Origin of the sequence: Phenylobacterium sp., assembly GCF_024508875.1 — a bacterium.
Lineage (GTDB): Bacteria > Pseudomonadota > Alphaproteobacteria > Caulobacterales > Caulobacteraceae > Phenylobacterium.
In genome coordinates, this window is record NZ_JANINU010000359.1 from 1 (window position 1) to 15,071 (window position 15,071).

The 15,071-nt window shown below is 70.1% G+C and carries 18 protein-coding genes; 14 read left to right on the forward strand and 4 right to left on the reverse strand.

Translation table 11 applies throughout. The annotated features are described in order from the left end of the window. The 5 genes from Q0L11_RS24550 to Q0L11_RS24570 form a co-directional block, all read left to right on the forward strand. A partial coding sequence (locus Q0L11_RS24550) for a hypothetical protein (RefSeq protein ID WP_296600844.1) occupies window positions 1–201 on the forward strand: 201 nt, incomplete at its 5' end. Window positions 202–344: 143 nt separating this feature from the next. Continuing rightward, window positions 345–1,454 carry an NAD(P)/FAD-dependent oxidoreductase gene (locus tag Q0L11_RS24555; RefSeq protein ID WP_296600846.1) on the forward strand — a complete coding sequence of 370 codons (1,110 nt, stop codon included), beginning with the start codon at window positions 345–347 and terminating at the stop codon, window positions 1,452–1,454. Continuing rightward, window positions 1,454–1,828, forward strand: coding sequence for a hypothetical protein (locus Q0L11_RS24560; protein ID WP_296600847.1), 375 nt, complete (start codon window positions 1,454–1,456; stop codon window positions 1,826–1,828). The genes Q0L11_RS24555 and Q0L11_RS24560 overlap by 1 nt, the downstream gene beginning before the upstream one ends. A gap of 120 nt (window positions 1,829–1,948) precedes the next feature. Beyond that, the gene (locus tag Q0L11_RS24565; RefSeq protein WP_296600849.1) at window positions 1,949–2,773 is read left to right on the forward strand and encodes an aldo/keto reductase; all 825 of its coding nucleotides are present in this window, start codon (window positions 1,949–1,951) and stop codon (window positions 2,771–2,773) included. 19 nt (window positions 2,774–2,792) lie between these two features. After that, window positions 2,793–2,996, forward strand: coding sequence for a hypothetical protein (locus Q0L11_RS24570; protein ID WP_296600850.1), 204 nt, complete (start codon window positions 2,793–2,795; stop codon window positions 2,994–2,996). A 15-nt stretch (window positions 2,997–3,011) separates the two neighbouring features. On the opposite strand, the gene Q0L11_RS24575 is transcribed toward Q0L11_RS24570, so the two are convergent. After that, on the reverse strand, window positions 3,012–3,512 hold the full coding sequence (locus tag Q0L11_RS24575; RefSeq protein WP_296600852.1) for an FKBP-type peptidyl-prolyl cis-trans isomerase: 501 nt from the start codon (window positions 3,510–3,512) through the stop codon (window positions 3,012–3,014). A gap of 118 nt (window positions 3,513–3,630) precedes the next feature. Between Q0L11_RS24575 and Q0L11_RS24580 the strand changes: the two genes are divergently transcribed. The 4 genes from Q0L11_RS24580 (at window position 3,631) to Q0L11_RS24595 (ending at window position 6,853) form a co-directional block, all read left to right on the forward strand. Next, window positions 3,631–3,873 carry a hypothetical protein gene (locus Q0L11_RS24580; protein ID WP_296600854.1) on the forward strand — a complete coding sequence of 81 codons (243 nt, stop codon included), beginning with the start codon at window positions 3,631–3,633 and terminating at the stop codon, window positions 3,871–3,873. A 196-nt stretch (window positions 3,874–4,069) separates the two neighbouring features. Beyond that, window positions 4,070–4,672, forward strand: coding sequence for an FxDxF family PEP-CTERM protein (locus Q0L11_RS24585; RefSeq protein WP_296600855.1), 603 nt, complete (start codon window positions 4,070–4,072; stop codon window positions 4,670–4,672). An 87-nt stretch (window positions 4,673–4,759) separates the two neighbouring features. Further along, window positions 4,760–5,239: a transcription elongation factor GreA gene (gene greA / locus Q0L11_RS24590; RefSeq protein WP_296600857.1), complete on the forward strand. Its 480-nt coding sequence runs from the start codon at window positions 4,760–4,762 to the stop codon at window positions 5,237–5,239. Between the two features lie 483 nt (window positions 5,240–5,722). After that, entirely contained in the window at window positions 5,723–6,853 is a 1,131-nt protein-coding gene (locus tag Q0L11_RS24595; RefSeq protein WP_296600858.1) for a zinc-binding dehydrogenase, read from the forward strand. A 179-nt stretch (window positions 6,854–7,032) separates the two neighbouring features. Here the strand turns inward: Q0L11_RS24595 and Q0L11_RS24600 are convergent, their stop codons facing one another. The 3 genes from Q0L11_RS24600 to Q0L11_RS24610 all read right to left on the reverse strand — a co-directional run bounded on the left by Q0L11_RS24600 (window position 7,033) and on the right by Q0L11_RS24610 (window position 8,893). Continuing rightward, window positions 7,033–7,524 (reverse strand): hypothetical protein, encoded by a 492-nt coding sequence (locus tag Q0L11_RS24600; RefSeq protein ID WP_296600860.1) that lies wholly within the window; start codon window positions 7,522–7,524, stop codon window positions 7,033–7,035. Further along, complete coding sequence (locus Q0L11_RS24605) at window positions 7,521–8,138, reverse strand: response regulator (RefSeq protein WP_296600862.1); 618 nt, start codon at window positions 8,136–8,138, stop codon at window positions 7,521–7,523. Before Q0L11_RS24605 ends, Q0L11_RS24600 begins: the two co-directional genes overlap by 4 nt. A gap of 134 nt (window positions 8,139–8,272) precedes the next feature. After that, window positions 8,273–8,893 (reverse strand): response regulator, encoded by a 621-nt coding sequence (locus tag Q0L11_RS24610; RefSeq protein ID WP_296600863.1) that lies wholly within the window; start codon window positions 8,891–8,893, stop codon window positions 8,273–8,275. Window positions 8,894–9,265: 372 nt separating this feature from the next. On the opposite strand from Q0L11_RS24610, the gene Q0L11_RS24615 reads away from it, so the two are divergent. The 5 genes from Q0L11_RS24615 to Q0L11_RS24635 all read left to right on the forward strand — a co-directional run. Continuing rightward, the gene (locus Q0L11_RS24615) at window positions 9,266–9,730 is read left to right on the forward strand and encodes a MarR family transcriptional regulator (protein ID WP_296600866.1); all 465 of its coding nucleotides are present in this window, start codon (window positions 9,266–9,268) and stop codon (window positions 9,728–9,730) included. A gap of 147 nt (window positions 9,731–9,877) precedes the next feature. Then, entirely contained in the window at window positions 9,878–10,546 is a 669-nt protein-coding gene (locus tag Q0L11_RS24620) for a hypothetical protein (RefSeq protein ID WP_296600868.1), read from the forward strand. 92 nt (window positions 10,547–10,638) lie between these two features. Next, window positions 10,639–11,829: a cytochrome P450 gene (locus tag Q0L11_RS24625; protein WP_296600869.1), complete on the forward strand. Its 1,191-nt coding sequence runs from the start codon at window positions 10,639–10,641 to the stop codon at window positions 11,827–11,829. Between the two features lie 161 nt (window positions 11,830–11,990). Continuing rightward, entirely contained in the window at window positions 11,991–14,528 is a 2,538-nt protein-coding gene (locus tag Q0L11_RS24630) for an ATP-binding protein (protein WP_296600871.1), read from the forward strand. Then, the coding region (locus tag Q0L11_RS24635) for a response regulator (RefSeq protein ID WP_296600873.1) at window positions 14,525–15,071 on the forward strand (547 nt) is incomplete at its 3' end. The genes Q0L11_RS24630 and Q0L11_RS24635, both read left to right, overlap by 4 nt.

Sequence of the window (15,071 nt, forward strand, 5' to 3'; positions counted from 1 at the left end):
AGCACCACGGCGGCGCTGCCCGACGGCCCGCAGCCCTATTCGGCCGTGACGCCCGGCGCCGCGCCGACCGAGGCGAACCCGGCGGTCATCACCCTGCCGCCGGCGACCACGACCGAGGCCCCGGCCGCGATCCCGTCGACGCCGCCCACCGCGCCGCCCCCGACCGAGGCGCCGACCACCACCACGCCGCCGACCAACTAGCCGGCGGCCAGCCACCCGCACAGGAAGGGCGCAGGCCGCAGGGTCTGCGCCCTTTTCGCATGGCCCGCGTCATTCTCCGCGCCAGGCCGGCCGGAAGTCGGCTATCGTCGTTCGCAAAAGAAGACGACGTTGGGAGGATGGCGATGGCGGAGCGTGGCGCGTCGTTCGACGTGGTGGTCGTGGGCGCCGGATTTTCGGGGCTCTACATGCTGCACCGGCTGCGCAGCCTGGGGCTGTCGGCGCGGGTGTACGAGGCCGGCCCGTCGGTGGGCGGCACCTGGTACTGGAACCGCTACCCCGGCGCGCGGGTGGACATCGAGAGCCAGGAGTACTGCTACTCGTTCTCCCCCGAGCTGGACGCCGAATGGACGTGGAGCGAGCGGTATGCGGCCCAGCCCGAACTGCTGCGCTACCTGAACCACGTGGCCGACCGTTTCGGCCTGCGCGACGGCATCCAGCTTTCGACGCGGGTGACGGCGGCGCACTACGACGAGGCGGCGCGGCGCTGGACCGTGACCACCGACGGCGGCGAGACGATCTCGGCCCGGCACGTGGTGATGGCCACCGGCTGCCTGTCGGTCGCCAAGGAACCCGACATGCCGGGCGCGGACAGCTTCGAGGGCGCCAGCTACCACACCCACCGCTGGCCTGAGGGCGGCGTGGACTTCACGGGGCAGCGGGTGGCGGTCATCGGCACCGGCTCGTCGGCGATCCAGGCGATCCCGCAGATCGCGGCGCAGGCGGCGCAGGTGACCGTCTATCAGCGGACGCCGAACTTCAGCGTACCGGCGCACAACGGCCCGTCCGATCCTGCAGTGGCCGCCGACTGGGCCGCCAACCGGGCGCAGTACCGGCGCGAGGCGCGGGAGGCCGGCTTCGCCATCCGCGCGGTGGAACAGCGCGAGGACCTGGCGCTGGAGACCGCGCCCGACGTGCGGACCGCCGCGTTCGAGGAACGCTGGGCGCGCGGCGGCTTCAGCCTGCTGGGCGCCTACGGCGACCTGATCTTCTCGAAGGCGGCCAACGACACGGCCGTGCAATTCGTCGCGGACAAGATCCGCGGGATCGTGAAGGACCCGGCCACGGCCGAGAAGCTGATCCCCAAGACCTATCCCATCGGCTCGAAGCGCATCTGCGTGGACACCGGCTATTACGCCACCTTCAACCGGCCGAACGTGAGCCTGGCGGACCTGACCGAGACGCCCATCGAGGCGATCACGCCGACGGGGGTCCGAAGAGCTACCTCGGGCTGATGGTGGCGGGGTTCCCGAACCTGTTCATCGTCACCGGCCCCGGCAGCCCGTCGGTGCTGTCGAACATGGCGGTGTCGATCGAGCAGCACGTGGAGTGGATCAGCGACTGCATCGCCTGGATGGGCCAGCGCCAGGCCGGCGCGATCGAGGCGACCGAGGCCGCGCAGGAGGCCTGGGTCGCGCACGTCAACGAGGCGGCCGAGGCCACGGTCTATCCGCAGGCCAACTCCTGGTACCTCGGCGCGAACGTGCCGGGAAAGCCACGCGTGTTCATGCCCTACATCGGCGGCTTTCCGGCCTATGTGGCCAAGTGCGACGACGTGGCGGCCAGGGGCTACGAGGGCTTCGCGGTGACGGCGGCGGGCCAGGCCTGACCGCCGAAATCCCTGGCGGCCGGGTTGCGCCGCGCCGTCCGGGGGCCAAATCTGCCAGGCGGATCGCGCGACGCCGGGGCGGCCCCGACGCGCGCGCGCCCATAACCGACAGGACCCCGCATGACCGACCAGCCGACCGTGACGCTGAACGACGGCGCACAGATGCCGCAACTGGGGCTGGGGGTCTGGCAGACGCCGCCGGAGGGGGCGGCCGAGGTGGTGAAGACCGCCATCGCGGCCGGCTACCGCGCGGTGGACACCGCCGCGGCCTATCGGAACGAGCGCGGCGTGGGCGAAGGCCTCCGGGCGGCGGGGGCGGACGACGTCTTCGTCACCACCAAGCTGTGGAACGACAACCAGGGCTACGACGCCGCCCTGCAGGCGTTCGACAAGAGCCTGGAGCGGCTGGGCCTGCCGGCCATCGACCTCTACCTGATCCATTGGCCGTCGCCGCACCGGAACCTCTACGTGGAGAGCTGGAAGGCGCTGGTGCGGCTGAAGACCGAGGGGCGGGCGAAGTCGATCGGTGTGTCGAACTTCCAGCCGGAGCACCTGGAGCGGATCATCGGCGAGACGGGCGTGACGCCGGCGGTGAACCAGGTGGAGCTGCACCCGCGGTTCCAGCAGCGGACGTTGCGCGAGGTCCACCAGCGGCTGGGGATCGCGACGGAGTCGTGGAGCCCCCTGGGCCAGGGCCAGTTGCTGGCCGATCCGGTGGTCACGGCCATCGCGGCCAAGCACGGCAAGACGGCGGCGCAGGTGATCATCCGCTGGCACCTGGACAACGGCCTGATCGTGATCCCGAAGTCGGTGACGCCGTCGCGGATCCGCGGGAACGTGGAGGTGTTCGACTTCCGGCTGGACGCCGAGGACCTGGCCAAGCTGGCCGGCCTGGACGACGCCGGCGGCCGGATCGGGCCGGACCCGATGACGGCGGCGTTCTGAAGCGACGGATCAGGGCGCCATGCAGGTCCGCCCCCTCGCGATCGGAGCCATCCTCTTCGGGGTGCTGGCGATCGGCGGGACGCTCGACGGCGTCCGGCGGAAGGTGCGCGAGCAACCCGACTGGGTGGCCCTGAACTGGAAGAGCGTCGTCAAGGGCACGATCGGCTGGCTGGCCGTCGGCGTGGTCGCGGTGCTGGGCGGGATCGTGGCGATGCTCGCCTGAACGCGCCGCCCTGCCCTATTCCTCGCCGATGCCGATCAGTTCGATTTCGAACAGCAGGGTGCTGTTGGAGGGGATGGGGTCGCGGTAGCGGGATCCGTAGGCGATGTCGGCGGGGATCACGAACTCCCAGGTCTCGCCGACACGCATCATCGGCACGCCCTCCTGCCAACCCTTGATCAGGCGCGGCAGGGGAAAGGTGGCCGGCTTGCCGCGCTCGCGCGAGCTGTCGAAGACGCGGCCGTCGATGAACCGGCCGACGTAGTGGATGGTCACAGTGTCGGTCGGGACCGGGCGCGGGGCCGAGGCCTTCTCCGCCTTGACGCGGTGGGCCTGGAGCCCCGAGGCGGTGACGATCCAGCCCGGCCGCGCCTTGGACCAGGCCTCGTACGCCTTCTGGCCCTGCTCCCACTGTTCCTGCGGCGTGCCCGTGTAGCGCACCGGCGCGGCGGGCGGCGGCGCGGCCGTGGCGCAGGCCGTGAGCGTCAGGGCGGAAAAGGCGATGGCGAGACGGCGCATGGGCTTCCCAGGTTGGCGAGCCGGGCGGTCGTACGACGTTTTCGTCGGCCGGTCACGGAACCGACATCGCCTTCGCGCGCTCAAGCTTGCCCGCGTTCAACGGATGGAGAGAACACCGATGCGCCTGATGACCCTCGCCCTCGCCGGCTGCGCCGCCATGAGCCTCGCCGCCTGCAACAGCCCCCAGGACAAGGCCGCCGAGGCCAAGGCCGACTCGCTGGAAGCCCAAGCCGCCGCGACGCCGAACGAAGCCCAGGAGAAGTCGCTGAACGCCCAGGCCGACGCCGTGGAGCAGCAGGCCGGCAACGCCGACGGCGGCGCGACCACGGCCAACACGCCGGACACCAGCCCGTCGAAGTAACCCCTTCGCGGTCCCCACACCGCAAAGGGACAAACGGCCCCCGGACCCGGTCCGGGGGCCGTTTCCATGCCCGGACACATCCTCGCCACAATTTTTGACGGGCGACGGAACCGTCAGGCCTAAACCAAGTTTCCGATCCGGGCCGCGCGTCTAGACTGAACTTTGACGCGCTCTTGTGACTGTAAAGGGGCTGTACATGACAGCAAATGTTAAGTTCTTCGCCGCGTCCGCGCTTGCCGTAAGCTTGGCCGTATCCGCGTCTGCCGCGTCGGCGGCGACTTATGTCGAGCCGTGGACCAGCACGCCGACCGGCGGTATCTCGGTGGCGTTCGGCGATAACGGCCTGGGTGTCGACGGCGCCGAGACCATTCCGGGCGAGACCGCCAGCACGCACAGCTACGATCCGGGCAGCACCTTCTTCACCGACAACTTCGCGTTCAACCTGCCGGACGGTGTGGTGGGCTTCACACTGAGCTCCATCGGCTTCCTGACCAACAGCGCGCTGGTCGTGAGCAGCTTCACCTGGAACGGCGTGGCGCTGAGCGTGACCAACACCCCGAGCGGCGACGGCGGCAACATCGTGATGGCCTCGGGCGGCCCCCTGCCCGTGGTGGCCGGCGGCCCGCAGCTCCTGACCATCACCGGCACGGGCGGTCCGCAGGCCGTGTTCAGCGGCACGGCGACCTTCGACGCCGCCGCCCCGGTGCCGGAACCGGCCGCGTGGGCGCTGATGATCATGGGCTTCGGCGGCACGGGCGCGCTCATGCGCCGCCGGCGCGCGACGCTCAGCGTCGCCTAGGCCTGGACCTGCGACGACGCATAGGGCCCCCGGCGGCGACGCCGGGGGTCTTTTGCTGTGCAAGATCTTGAAGGCTAGGGTGCCGCCATGGCTGTCGCATTCACCCGGGAAGAAGACTACGAGGCCCAGGCGGCCGACCTGCCGGACCGGCCGATCTCGCCTCATCCCAACCTGGTGACGGCCAGCGGGCTCGCGGCGATCGAGGCCGAGCTGGCGGCGGCGCGGGCGGCCTATTCCGCGGCCCAGGCCGAGGGCGGGGTGGCGGCCGACCGCACGGCGATGGCGCGGGCGACGCGGGATCTGCGTTACTGGTCGGCGCGGCGCGCGAGCGCGCAGCTCATGGCGCCCGAGGGCGATCTCCAAACGGTGCAGTTCGGGCGGACGGTGCAGATCGAGCGCGACGACGGCCGCCAACAGACCTTCCGGATCGTCGGCGAGGACGAAGCGGACCCGGCCAAGGGCAGCATCAGCTACGTCGCGCCGCTGGCCCGCGCGCTGCTGGGCAAGAGCGTCGGCGAGGTCGCGACGGTGGCGGGCGCCGAGGTCGAGATCGTCGCGGTGCGCTGAGCCCCGGGGGGCGTGGCGCGGATGTGGGGAGGGTCGTCGGCTGATCGGGCGCCCGGTCAGGGGGGCTGGGGGGGCTGTTCAGGATCCGGACCGGATGCGGATCAGCCGACGTAATGAGTAAACGCACCGCCTGTGTCCGCCGAAGGTCCGGATTGGGGCCATTTCGGGGCGTGTCGTGGCCGCAACATGGTCGGGCGAAATGCCGCGCGGACAGCCGCGGGGCTTGCCGTGCGCGTCAGGCTGGAGGAAGACGTTGGCAACGGCGGCCGTCCGCGGCCGCTGGGGCGTGGGGCCCCCGCAGCGCTTCCGGGATCTTCGGGTCCCGTGCGGATCACAAGAAGCGGCAGAGGCGACCCGAAAGGGTCGCCTTTCTTGCTTTAGGGGTTGGCCGAAAGGGCCGCCTTCTTGCTTTCAGGCTCTTGGCTTCGCGCGGCCGAGCCGCCATGTGCTTCCCCTGCCAATGTAAAGCCAAGGGAGGCGAAGGTGGCCGATATTCCGGCGAGCGGGCTGCAACTGCGGTCGATCATCAAGAGCAGCGGCGAGCTGGAGCTCAGCTTGGCGGAGGTGGCGATCGCGCCGCCGGCCGGCGACGAGGTGCTGGTACGGGTGGAGGCCTCGCCGCTGAACCCGTCGGACCTTGGCCTGCTGCTGGGCCCGGCCGACCTGTCCACGCTGAAGAGCGAGGGCGGCAAGACCACGGCCAAGGTGCCGGATCAGTTCCTGAAGGCCCTGAAGGCGCGGCTGGATGAGTCCATGCCCGTCGGCAACGAAGGCGCGGGCGTGGTGATCGCGGCCGGTTCCGACCCGGCGGCGCAGGCCCTGGTGGGCAAGACCGTCGCGCTGCTGGGCGGGGCCATGTACGCCCAGTACCGGACCGTGAAGGCCGGCGACGTCCTGCCCCTGCCCGCCGGGGCGAGCGCGGCGGACGGGGCGTCCTGCTTCGTCAACCCGCTGACCGCGCTGGGCATGACCGAGACCATGCGCGCCGAGGGCCACACGGCGCTGGTGCACACGGCGGCGGCGTCGAACCTGGGCCAGATGCTGAACAAGATCTGCCTGAAGGACGGCATCGACCTGGTGAACATCGTGCGCCGCCCCGCACAGGCGAAGATCCTGACGGACATCGGGGCGAAGTACGTGGTCGATTCCAGCTCGCCAAACTTCCAGGAGGAACTGACCCAGGCCCTGATCGCCACCAACGCCACCATCGCCTTCGACGCCATCGGCGGCGGCAAGCTGGCCAGCCAGATCCTCTCGGCCATGGAGGCGGCGGCCAACTCGCGCGGCGGCGCCTACAGCCGTTACGGCTCCAGCGTGTTCAAGCAGGTCTATATCTACGGCTCGCTCGACCCGAAGCCGTCGGAACTGGCGCGCAACTTCGGCCTGTCGTGGTCGGTGGGCGGCTGGCTCTTGACGCCGTTCCTGATGAAGCTGGGCGCCGAAGGGACCCAGCGCCTGCGCCAGCGGGTGGTGGACGAGCTGAAGACGACGTTCGCCAGCCACTACACGGCCGAAATCTCGCTGGCCGAGACGCTGCGGCCCGACGTGATCGCCGCCTACAACAGGAAGACGACCGGCGAGAAGTACCTGATCAATCCGAACAAGGGGCTGTAGGGCCTCGTCGGCGGTCCCTTCTCCGGTCGCGGAGAGGGGGCCGGCGAAACAGGTCGGATAGGGGGCGAACGCTTCGGCCGCACCGGCGCGTCAGCGCCAAATGGACGGCGCCTGCGGCCCGCTGTGAGGCGGACGGCGGCGTGCGATCCACCTTCTTCCCAGGGGAGAAGGGCGGGCGCCTATTCGCCCTTGGCGGTGGCGGCTTCGGCGGCGGCCTTTTCCTCCGCGCGGCGGACGAGGGTCTTCAGACCCTCCATCACGGCCTCGGCTTCGGGCGAGTCCTCGGGCAGATTGGCCATGCGCAGGACGCCCATGGTCTGGATGTGCGCGCCGATGGCGGCGGCGTTCCAGACGCCCGCCTCGATGTAGCGGTCGGACAGTTCGCAGAGGTTGTAGGCCACCTCGCCCAGCCGCTTCATGCCGCAAAGGCCCGCGAAGCTGACGATGGCGGTGGCGCAGTTGTAGACGTCCGAACGCGCCGCCATGTCGCTGCGGGCGGCGGCGTCGCGCAGGCGCTCCAGCGCACCGTCGACCTCGTTCATCATCCCCGGGCGCAGGACCTCGAGGTTGGCCTCGGCCTTGGCCACGGCCTCGCTGAGCTTGCGCCCGCCCGGCGCGGAGATGAGCTTGCCCAGGCGGTTGGGGCGGCGGATGTAGCTGACCGAACTCATCGGGCGACTTTCTGGGGCGTGAGCAAGCTGTCGATCTCGGACTGATCCATGTTGCGGTCGGTGGCCTCCCCGAGCTCCGCCGAGAGGTCGTTGTGGCGGCGTCCCACACCGTCGGGCGGGCCGAGGTTCTGGAACCGCCGGTCGGGACCGACATAGGAGTCGCAGCTTACGAAAGTGCGATTGTTCTGCGCGATCCAGATGATCCGCTGGAGCAACACCGCCGGGGCCAGGGGCTTACTGACCATGAAGTGCGCTCCGCAGTCGCGGGCCCGCGAGACGTTGCGGCTGCTGGTGTGCGACGACAGCAGCAGGACCGGCGCGAAGGCGTTGGGATCGAGCCCCGAACGGCGTAGCCAGCTCACGAACTCGTAGCCATCGGGGCCGTCGGGCTGGAGCGTCGCCTCGCAGGCGATCAGGTCGAGCGGGGTGGAGTGGACCACCTGCTGGGCCTCCTCGAGCGAGCTGGCCTTGAGGCAATGGGTCGCGCCGAAGCCCAGGAAGATCGACGCGAGCACGTCCATCGCCTGGTTGTTGGGCTCGACCAGCAGCACCGCCGCCTTGCGCAGGTCGATGCGCGAGCCGAGGTTCGAAAGGGTCGCGTCGGCAAGGCTCATCGCGGCGGAAGCTCTGGCTCTCCGATGGAATTCCCAACTCTGGGAAAGTTCCCATTTTCATGGGCCGGAGATCGAAATTTTCGGTAAAAAACAGGAAACTGCCCCCAAATTGGGTAGCCTGTGGGACGCGGCGCTCACAGCGCCACCCGCTGCGGCCGCATGAGGTTGTCGATCTCGTCTTGGGCCATGTTGGGATCGCGAGCGGCGCCCAGCTCGCCGACGAGGTCGGTGGAGCGACGCCCCTCCATGTCGGCGGGCGGGCCGAGCATCTGGAAGCGGCGGTCGGGGCCGATATAGCTGTCGCAGTTGACGAAGATGCGGTTGGTCCGGGCGATCCACAGGATGCGCTCCAGCAGAATCGCCGGCACCAGCGGCTTGCTCACCACGAAATGGGCGCCGCAGTCGCGGGCGCGCACCACGTTGCGGCGGCTGGTGTGCGACGACAGGACGATCATGGGGGCGAAGGCGTTCGGCTCCAGGCCAGAGCGGCGCAGCCAGTGGGCGAACTCGTAGCCGTCGGCCTCGCCAGGCTTGAGCGCGGCCTCGCACACCACGAGGTCGAGCACCTCGCGATGGGCGATCTCCTTCGCTTCCTCGAAACTGGATGCGCGCAGCAGGGCCTTGGCGCCGAAACCCGAAAAGACCTGGGCCAGGACGTCCATCCCCTGCGAGCTCGCCTCCACGAGCAGCACCGCCGCCTTGCGCAGGTCGATGCGCGTGGCGAGGTTGGCGAGGGTTTCCGGCGACAGGCTCATGCGGAGGGCGGTCTCAGGCGGCGGCGTCGAGCGCGGTCGGACGGGCGAGCGCGCGAACCTCCGCTGTGATGAATTACGCCGCCCGGGGGCCGCGGGGAGCCGATGGACCATCGGTTCGACGGCCTCTCGGATACACGCCGTCTTTCAGCCGCGACGCGATAACCGGTGGCTAACAGGCATGGCTAACTTCCCCAGAATGGGCAATGAATACAATCGACTAATGTCCCGTCAAACGATGTTTCCCGATATGGAATAGATGTCGATCATCATCATGAGCATCGTTTTGCCGGACACGTTGACGCACTTGAGCCATATCAACGGTATTTCGATTTTCTGTCCGTTAGGCTCCGTCCGCTGAGGCGGAGGTACGGGTTGTCAGAGAGCGGGATCGACGCGGGCCGGGGGTTCGTGCGCGACGTGATGGTCGCAGGCCGGCGGTGGCGCGCACGGATGGACGAGCGACTGAAGGGCCACGGCATGACCGAGGCCAAGTTCGCCGCGCTCGTGTGGCTGGCGCGCAGCCCGGACGGGCTGAGCCAGAGCGACGTCGCCGAGCTCGCCGGGATCGAACCGGCCGCGCTGGTGCGGACGGTCGACGGGCTGGAGGCCGCAGGGTGCGTGGAGCGCCGCGCCTGCCCCACGGACCGGCGAAAGAACATCCTTCACCTGACGGACCACGGCCGGTCGATGACCGCGGCCCTGGACAAGCTGGCGATCGAGCTGGGACGCGAGGTGCTGGGCGGCCTGCATCCGGCGGACCTGGTCATCGCCGCCCGCGTGCTGTCGCATATCCGACTGCGCCTGGACGCGGTCGCAGGGTCCCCGGCTCAGAGCTGACGGCCGGCCCGCACGGCCGCGTTCGTCGACGCGGACGGCCCGTTCGCCGCAAAGCCCTGGAGGCGGCCCCGCCGCCCCTGCATCTGCGCGCGCCCCGCAACGCGAATGTTTGGGACGGCCGGATTCGCCGGCCCGATTGGAGTGCGCATGTCGAAGTCTGTCCCCGCCGCCGCCCTGTGCGCCGGCCTCGCCCTGGCCCTGCCCCATACGGCCGCCGCCCAAAGCGGCTTCCTCAAGAACCTGGCCCGGCAGGCGGCGGCGGCGGCAATCCAGAACAGCGCCCAGCCGTCCCAGGCGCAGACGGTCGCGCCGGGCGCCGCGGACGACGGCGGCGGCTCGGGCGGCGACGTGTCGGCCCCTGCCGCAGAGGCCACGCCCGCGACCACCGGCCCGGCGCCCTGGCCGATGAACGCCGGCGCGCGCTCGGTGAAATATCCGTCGGACCTGCGCTTCTCGCCCGAGCTGGACGCCCAGAAGAAGGCCTTCGTCGAGTTCGGCAAGGTGCGCTGCAGCGACTGCGAGGGCGGCTACAGCTACGACGCCTGGGCCCGGCAGCTCGTCAGCCTGGACGGTTCGTACAACGCCTTCGAGAAGAAGCTGGGCGGCCTGGCCCTGGGCCAGCGCCTGACCTGGAAGGGGGCGCAGTCGCTGGGCTCGATCACCGTGGTGAGCGAGGAAGCGGTGAACGGCTGGCCGTGCAAGCAGCTCAAGTGGGAGCTGAAGAAGGGCCAGCAGAGCGCCGAGCGCCCGGGCCTGCTCTGCTACGGCAAGGCGAGCTCCTATTCCGGCTCGGATAGCTGGATCGAGGTGTTCTGATCCGGCCGGGGGCGGGCCCGCGCGCCTGCCCCCTTGCCAGACCTTCGGGAAACCGCGTCTGCTCCCTGAAAACGAAAATGGGAGGACGGGCCATGAAGATCGACTTGCTCTCGCCGTCGAGCTTCGACGGCGGCCAGCCGCACCGGCAGTACGAATGGCTGCGGCGGAACGCGCCCGTACGCTGGCACGACGAGCCGGGCGGCAGCGGCTTCTGGGCGGTGACGCGCCACGCCGACGTCTGGGCCGTCGACCGCGATTTCCAGACCTATTCGTCCGAGCCCACCATCATGATCACCGACCCGCTGGCCGAGGCGGGCGGGTTCGGCCCTTACAAGATGATGCTGATGATGGACCCGCCGGAGCACACGGCGTTCCGCAAGCTCATCCGCTCGGAGTTCACCGAGCCGCAGGCGCGGCTGCGGCAGGCGCGGATCCAGGAACTCGCCAAGCAGATCGTCGACGCCGTCATCGGGAAGGGCGAGTGCGACTTCGTGGCCGAGGTGGCCGGCGAGATGCCGAGCTTCGTGATCGCCGAGCTGATGGGCCTGCCGCTGGAGGACGGGCGCGAGCTCTACAAGCTGACGGAGATCATCCACACCGCGCCCGAGGCGCTGCCGCCCGGCGCCGGCGGCCAGGCGGTGATGAAGATGTTCGAGTACGGCTCGAAGGTGATGGCCGAGAAGCGGGCGCGGCCGGGCGAGGACCTGGCCTCCAAGCTGCTGGCCTGCGAGGTGGACGGCCGCAAGCTGGAGGACATGGAGTTCCTGCTGTTCTTCCTCCTGCTGGTGGACGCCGGCGGGGACACGACGCGGAACCTGCTGTCGGGCGGGCTGCTGGCGCTGATGGAGCACCCCGAGCAGTACGCCTGGCTGATGGCCGACCTGGAGGGCCGGCTGGGGACGGCGCGCGAGGAGCTGCTGCGCTGGACCAGCCCGGTGATCTACATGCGCCGTACGGCGAAGCGCGACGCCGAGCTGGCCGGCGAGAAGATCCGGGAAGGCGACAAGGTGGTCATGTACTTCGGCGCGGCCAACCGCGACCCGGACGCGTTCGACCGGCCCGACGTGCTGGACCTCAGCCGGGCGGAAAACCCGCACATCGCCTTCGGCACGGGGCCGCACGGCTGCCTGGGCCAACACATCGCCCGGATCGAGATCGACGCCATGCTGCGCGAGGTGCTGACGCGAATGAAGGACTTCGAACTGGCCGCGCCCGTGGAATGGCTGGCCTCGAACTTCATTTCGGGACCGAAGGCCATGCCGTTGCGGTTCCGGCCGACTTAAGGGAACGATGCGTTGCGGCGAAGGTTCTCAACCTAAGCGCGCTTGCGCCCCGTGGAGGCTGCGATAGAGAATCGACGCACTGTCCGATTGTGTCCCATAAATACAACCTCCATAGGTTGAATTAGACAAAGGGGGGCATGGTGCTAGAGGGCGCGAGGAACTTGCCGAGAGCGGCGACCGCCGTCCTGGCCTGTTACCTTGCGGCGGTCGTCCTGCTGACCGTGCGGCCCAACCAGTATGCAGATTTGCACGGCATGCTGGACACCGGCGTCGCGGTGCTGGCGGGCATCCTGTCCCTGCTGCTGTGGGACATGTCGCGGCACACGGCGAGCCCATTCCTGGCCTGGCTCTCGGTGGCCTTCGGGCTGACATTCGCCCTCGAATTCTGCCACGCGCTCGTCGGGGTGGACTGGAACGGCGGCCTCTCCTGGATGGTGGCGGCCCGCGACCGGCTGCGGCCAGCGACCTGGTCGCCCTCGGCCTACATCCTGCCGCTGGCGACGCTGGGCGCGTTATGGCGGCTGGAGCGCGGCGAAGGACGGCTCTGGTCGTTCATGCTGGCGGCCGCCGTCGTCGGCGGGGCCCTGTTCCTGTTCTACCAGCAATGGCCGCCCTACTCCGCGCCGGGACTGCTGGGGATCACGCGACCGACGCTGGTGGTCGCGCCGCTGCTGTGGATCGCCGTCGCACTGTGGGCCGGTCGGCTGAAGGACCGGCAAAGGATCGTCGGCCCCCTGCGCTGGGCCGCGGTGACGCTCGCGCTCGGCAACATGGCGATGCTGTACTCGCGCTCGCCGGGAGACAGCGCGGCCATGATCGCCCATCTGGGCAAGATCGCCGCCTATCTCGTGGTGATGCTGTGGGTGATCAAGACCACCGCCGACGACATGCGCGAGCGGGGCCTGGCCGAGGCCGCGCTGACGGGGGAGGTGGCGGCGCGGATCGCCGAGCTGACGGCCGCCCGCGAGACGCTGGAGCGCGAGGCTGAGGCGCGGAACCAGGCCGAAGCCAAGGTGCTGGCGCAGCTCGAGCGCCTGAGCCTGCTGCACCAGATCACGCGGGCGATCGGCGACCGGCAGGACCTGGCCAGCATCTACCAGGTCGCCGTGCGCAGCGTCGAACAGCAACTGCCTGTCGATTTCGCCGCCCTTTGCGAACTGGACGACAAGGCCGGGACGATCCGGATGGTCGCCGTGGGCGCCGGCTCCGGCGAACTGGGCCTCTCGCTGGCGTTGCCCGAGCCGACGGCCTTCTCGACCGAGGACAGCGGGCTCGGCCCGTGCCTCGCCGGCAAGCTGCTGTACGAGCCCGACATCTCGGGCTTCGACGTGCCGCTGCAAGCCCGGCTGGCGCAGGCGGGACTGCAGTCGTTCGTGGCCGCGCCGCTGCAGGTGGAGAGCCGGACGTTCGGCTGCTTCGTCGCCGCGCGGCGGGATGCGGGCGCGTTCAGCAGCGCCGACTGCGAGTTCCTGCGCCAGCTCAGCGAACACGTCGCGTTGGCGGCCCATCAGGTCCAGCTCCACAACGAGCTGCAGGCGGCCTACGACAACCTCCGCGCCTCGCAGCAGACGGTGATGGAGCAGGAACGCCTGCGCGCCCTGGGGCAGATGGCGAGCGGCATCGCCCACGACATCAACAACGCCCTTTCGCCCGTCGCACTCTACACCGAGGCCATGCTCGAGACGGAGAAGGGCCTGAGCGGCCAGGGGCGCAAGCAGCTCGAGGTGATCCGCCGGGCGGTCGAGGACGTCAGCCACACCATCGGGCGGATGCGGGAATTCTACCGCAAGCGGGAGCCGCAGCTCGCGGGCGCGCCGGTGCAGCTCAACGACCTGGCGATGCATGTGATCGACCTGACGCGGGCGCGATGGGCCGACATGGCGATGGAGCGCGGGGCGGTGGTGCGCACGCAGATGGAGCTGGCCGAGAACCTGCCGCAGGTCATCGGCATGGAGAGCGAAATCCGCGAGGCGCTGACGAACCTGGTGTTCAACGCCATCGACGCCATGCCCGACGGCGGCCAGCTCACCGTACGCACAGCCCGCACCGAGCAGCCGGGATGGGTGCGGATCGACGTGTCGGACACCGGCGTCGGCATGGACGAGGAGGCCCGCCAGCGCTGCATGGAGCCGTTCTTCACCACCAAGGGCGAGCGCGGCACGGGCCTGGGCCTGGCCATGGTGTACGGCGTCGCCCAGCGGCACGGGGCCGAGGTGGACCTGACGTCGAGCCCCGGCGAGGGGACGACCTTCTCGCTGATCTTCCCGGCGGCGATGCGCAGCGCGACGGCCGCAGCCGGCGAGCTGGCGCCGGCGGGGCCCATGCGCCTGCTGCTGGTGGACGACGATCCCGTGGTGCTGAAGGCGTTGCAGGAGGCGCTCGCCAACGACGGACACAACGTCACCACCGCCAGCGACGGACGGGCCGGGATCGACGCCTTCGAGGCCGGCCAGGACGGCCATCCGTTCGACCTGGTCATCACCGACCTCGGGATGCCGTACATCAACGGCCGGCAGGTGGCAGCGGCGATCAAGTCGATCGCGCCGCAGACGCCGATCATCCTGCTCACCGGCTGGGGCCAGGGCATGCTGTCGGGGGTCGAGGGCATCCCCAACATCGACCTCGTGCTGGGCAAGCCGCCGAAGCTGCGCGAGGTGCGAGGGGCGCTGGCGCGGTTCGCCGCCGGGGTCGAGGCATGACGGGCCCAGGCGAGGACGGGCCCCGCATCGTGGTGGTCGACGACGAGCGGGCCAACCTGGCCGCGCTGGAGGCGACGCTCGGGAGCCAGGGTTACCGCATCAGCGCCTACGCCGACCCGACGGCGGCGGCGGCGGCGTTCCGGGCCGGCGACGCCGACCTGCTGCTCACCGACCTGGCGATGCCAGGCCTGGACGGCCTGCAGCTGATGCATGAGCTCACCGCGCGCGACCCGGACCTGGCGACGGTGATCATGACGGGGGAAGGCAGCATCACCTCGGCCGTCGAGGCGATGCGCGAGGGCGCGCTCGACTATGTGCTGAAGCCGCTGAAGCTCTCCACCCTGCTGCCGGCGATTTCGCGGGCGCTGACGATCCGCGACCTGCGGCGCCGGAACGCCAGGCTCGAGGAGGGCCTGCGGGCGCGGACGGCGGAGCTGGAACGGGCGCTGGAGGAGGCCGACCGCCAGGCGGCCGAGCGGGTGCGGGCCGAACAGGCGCTGATGCAGGCGCAGAAGATCGAGGCGATCGGCCGGCTGACCGGCG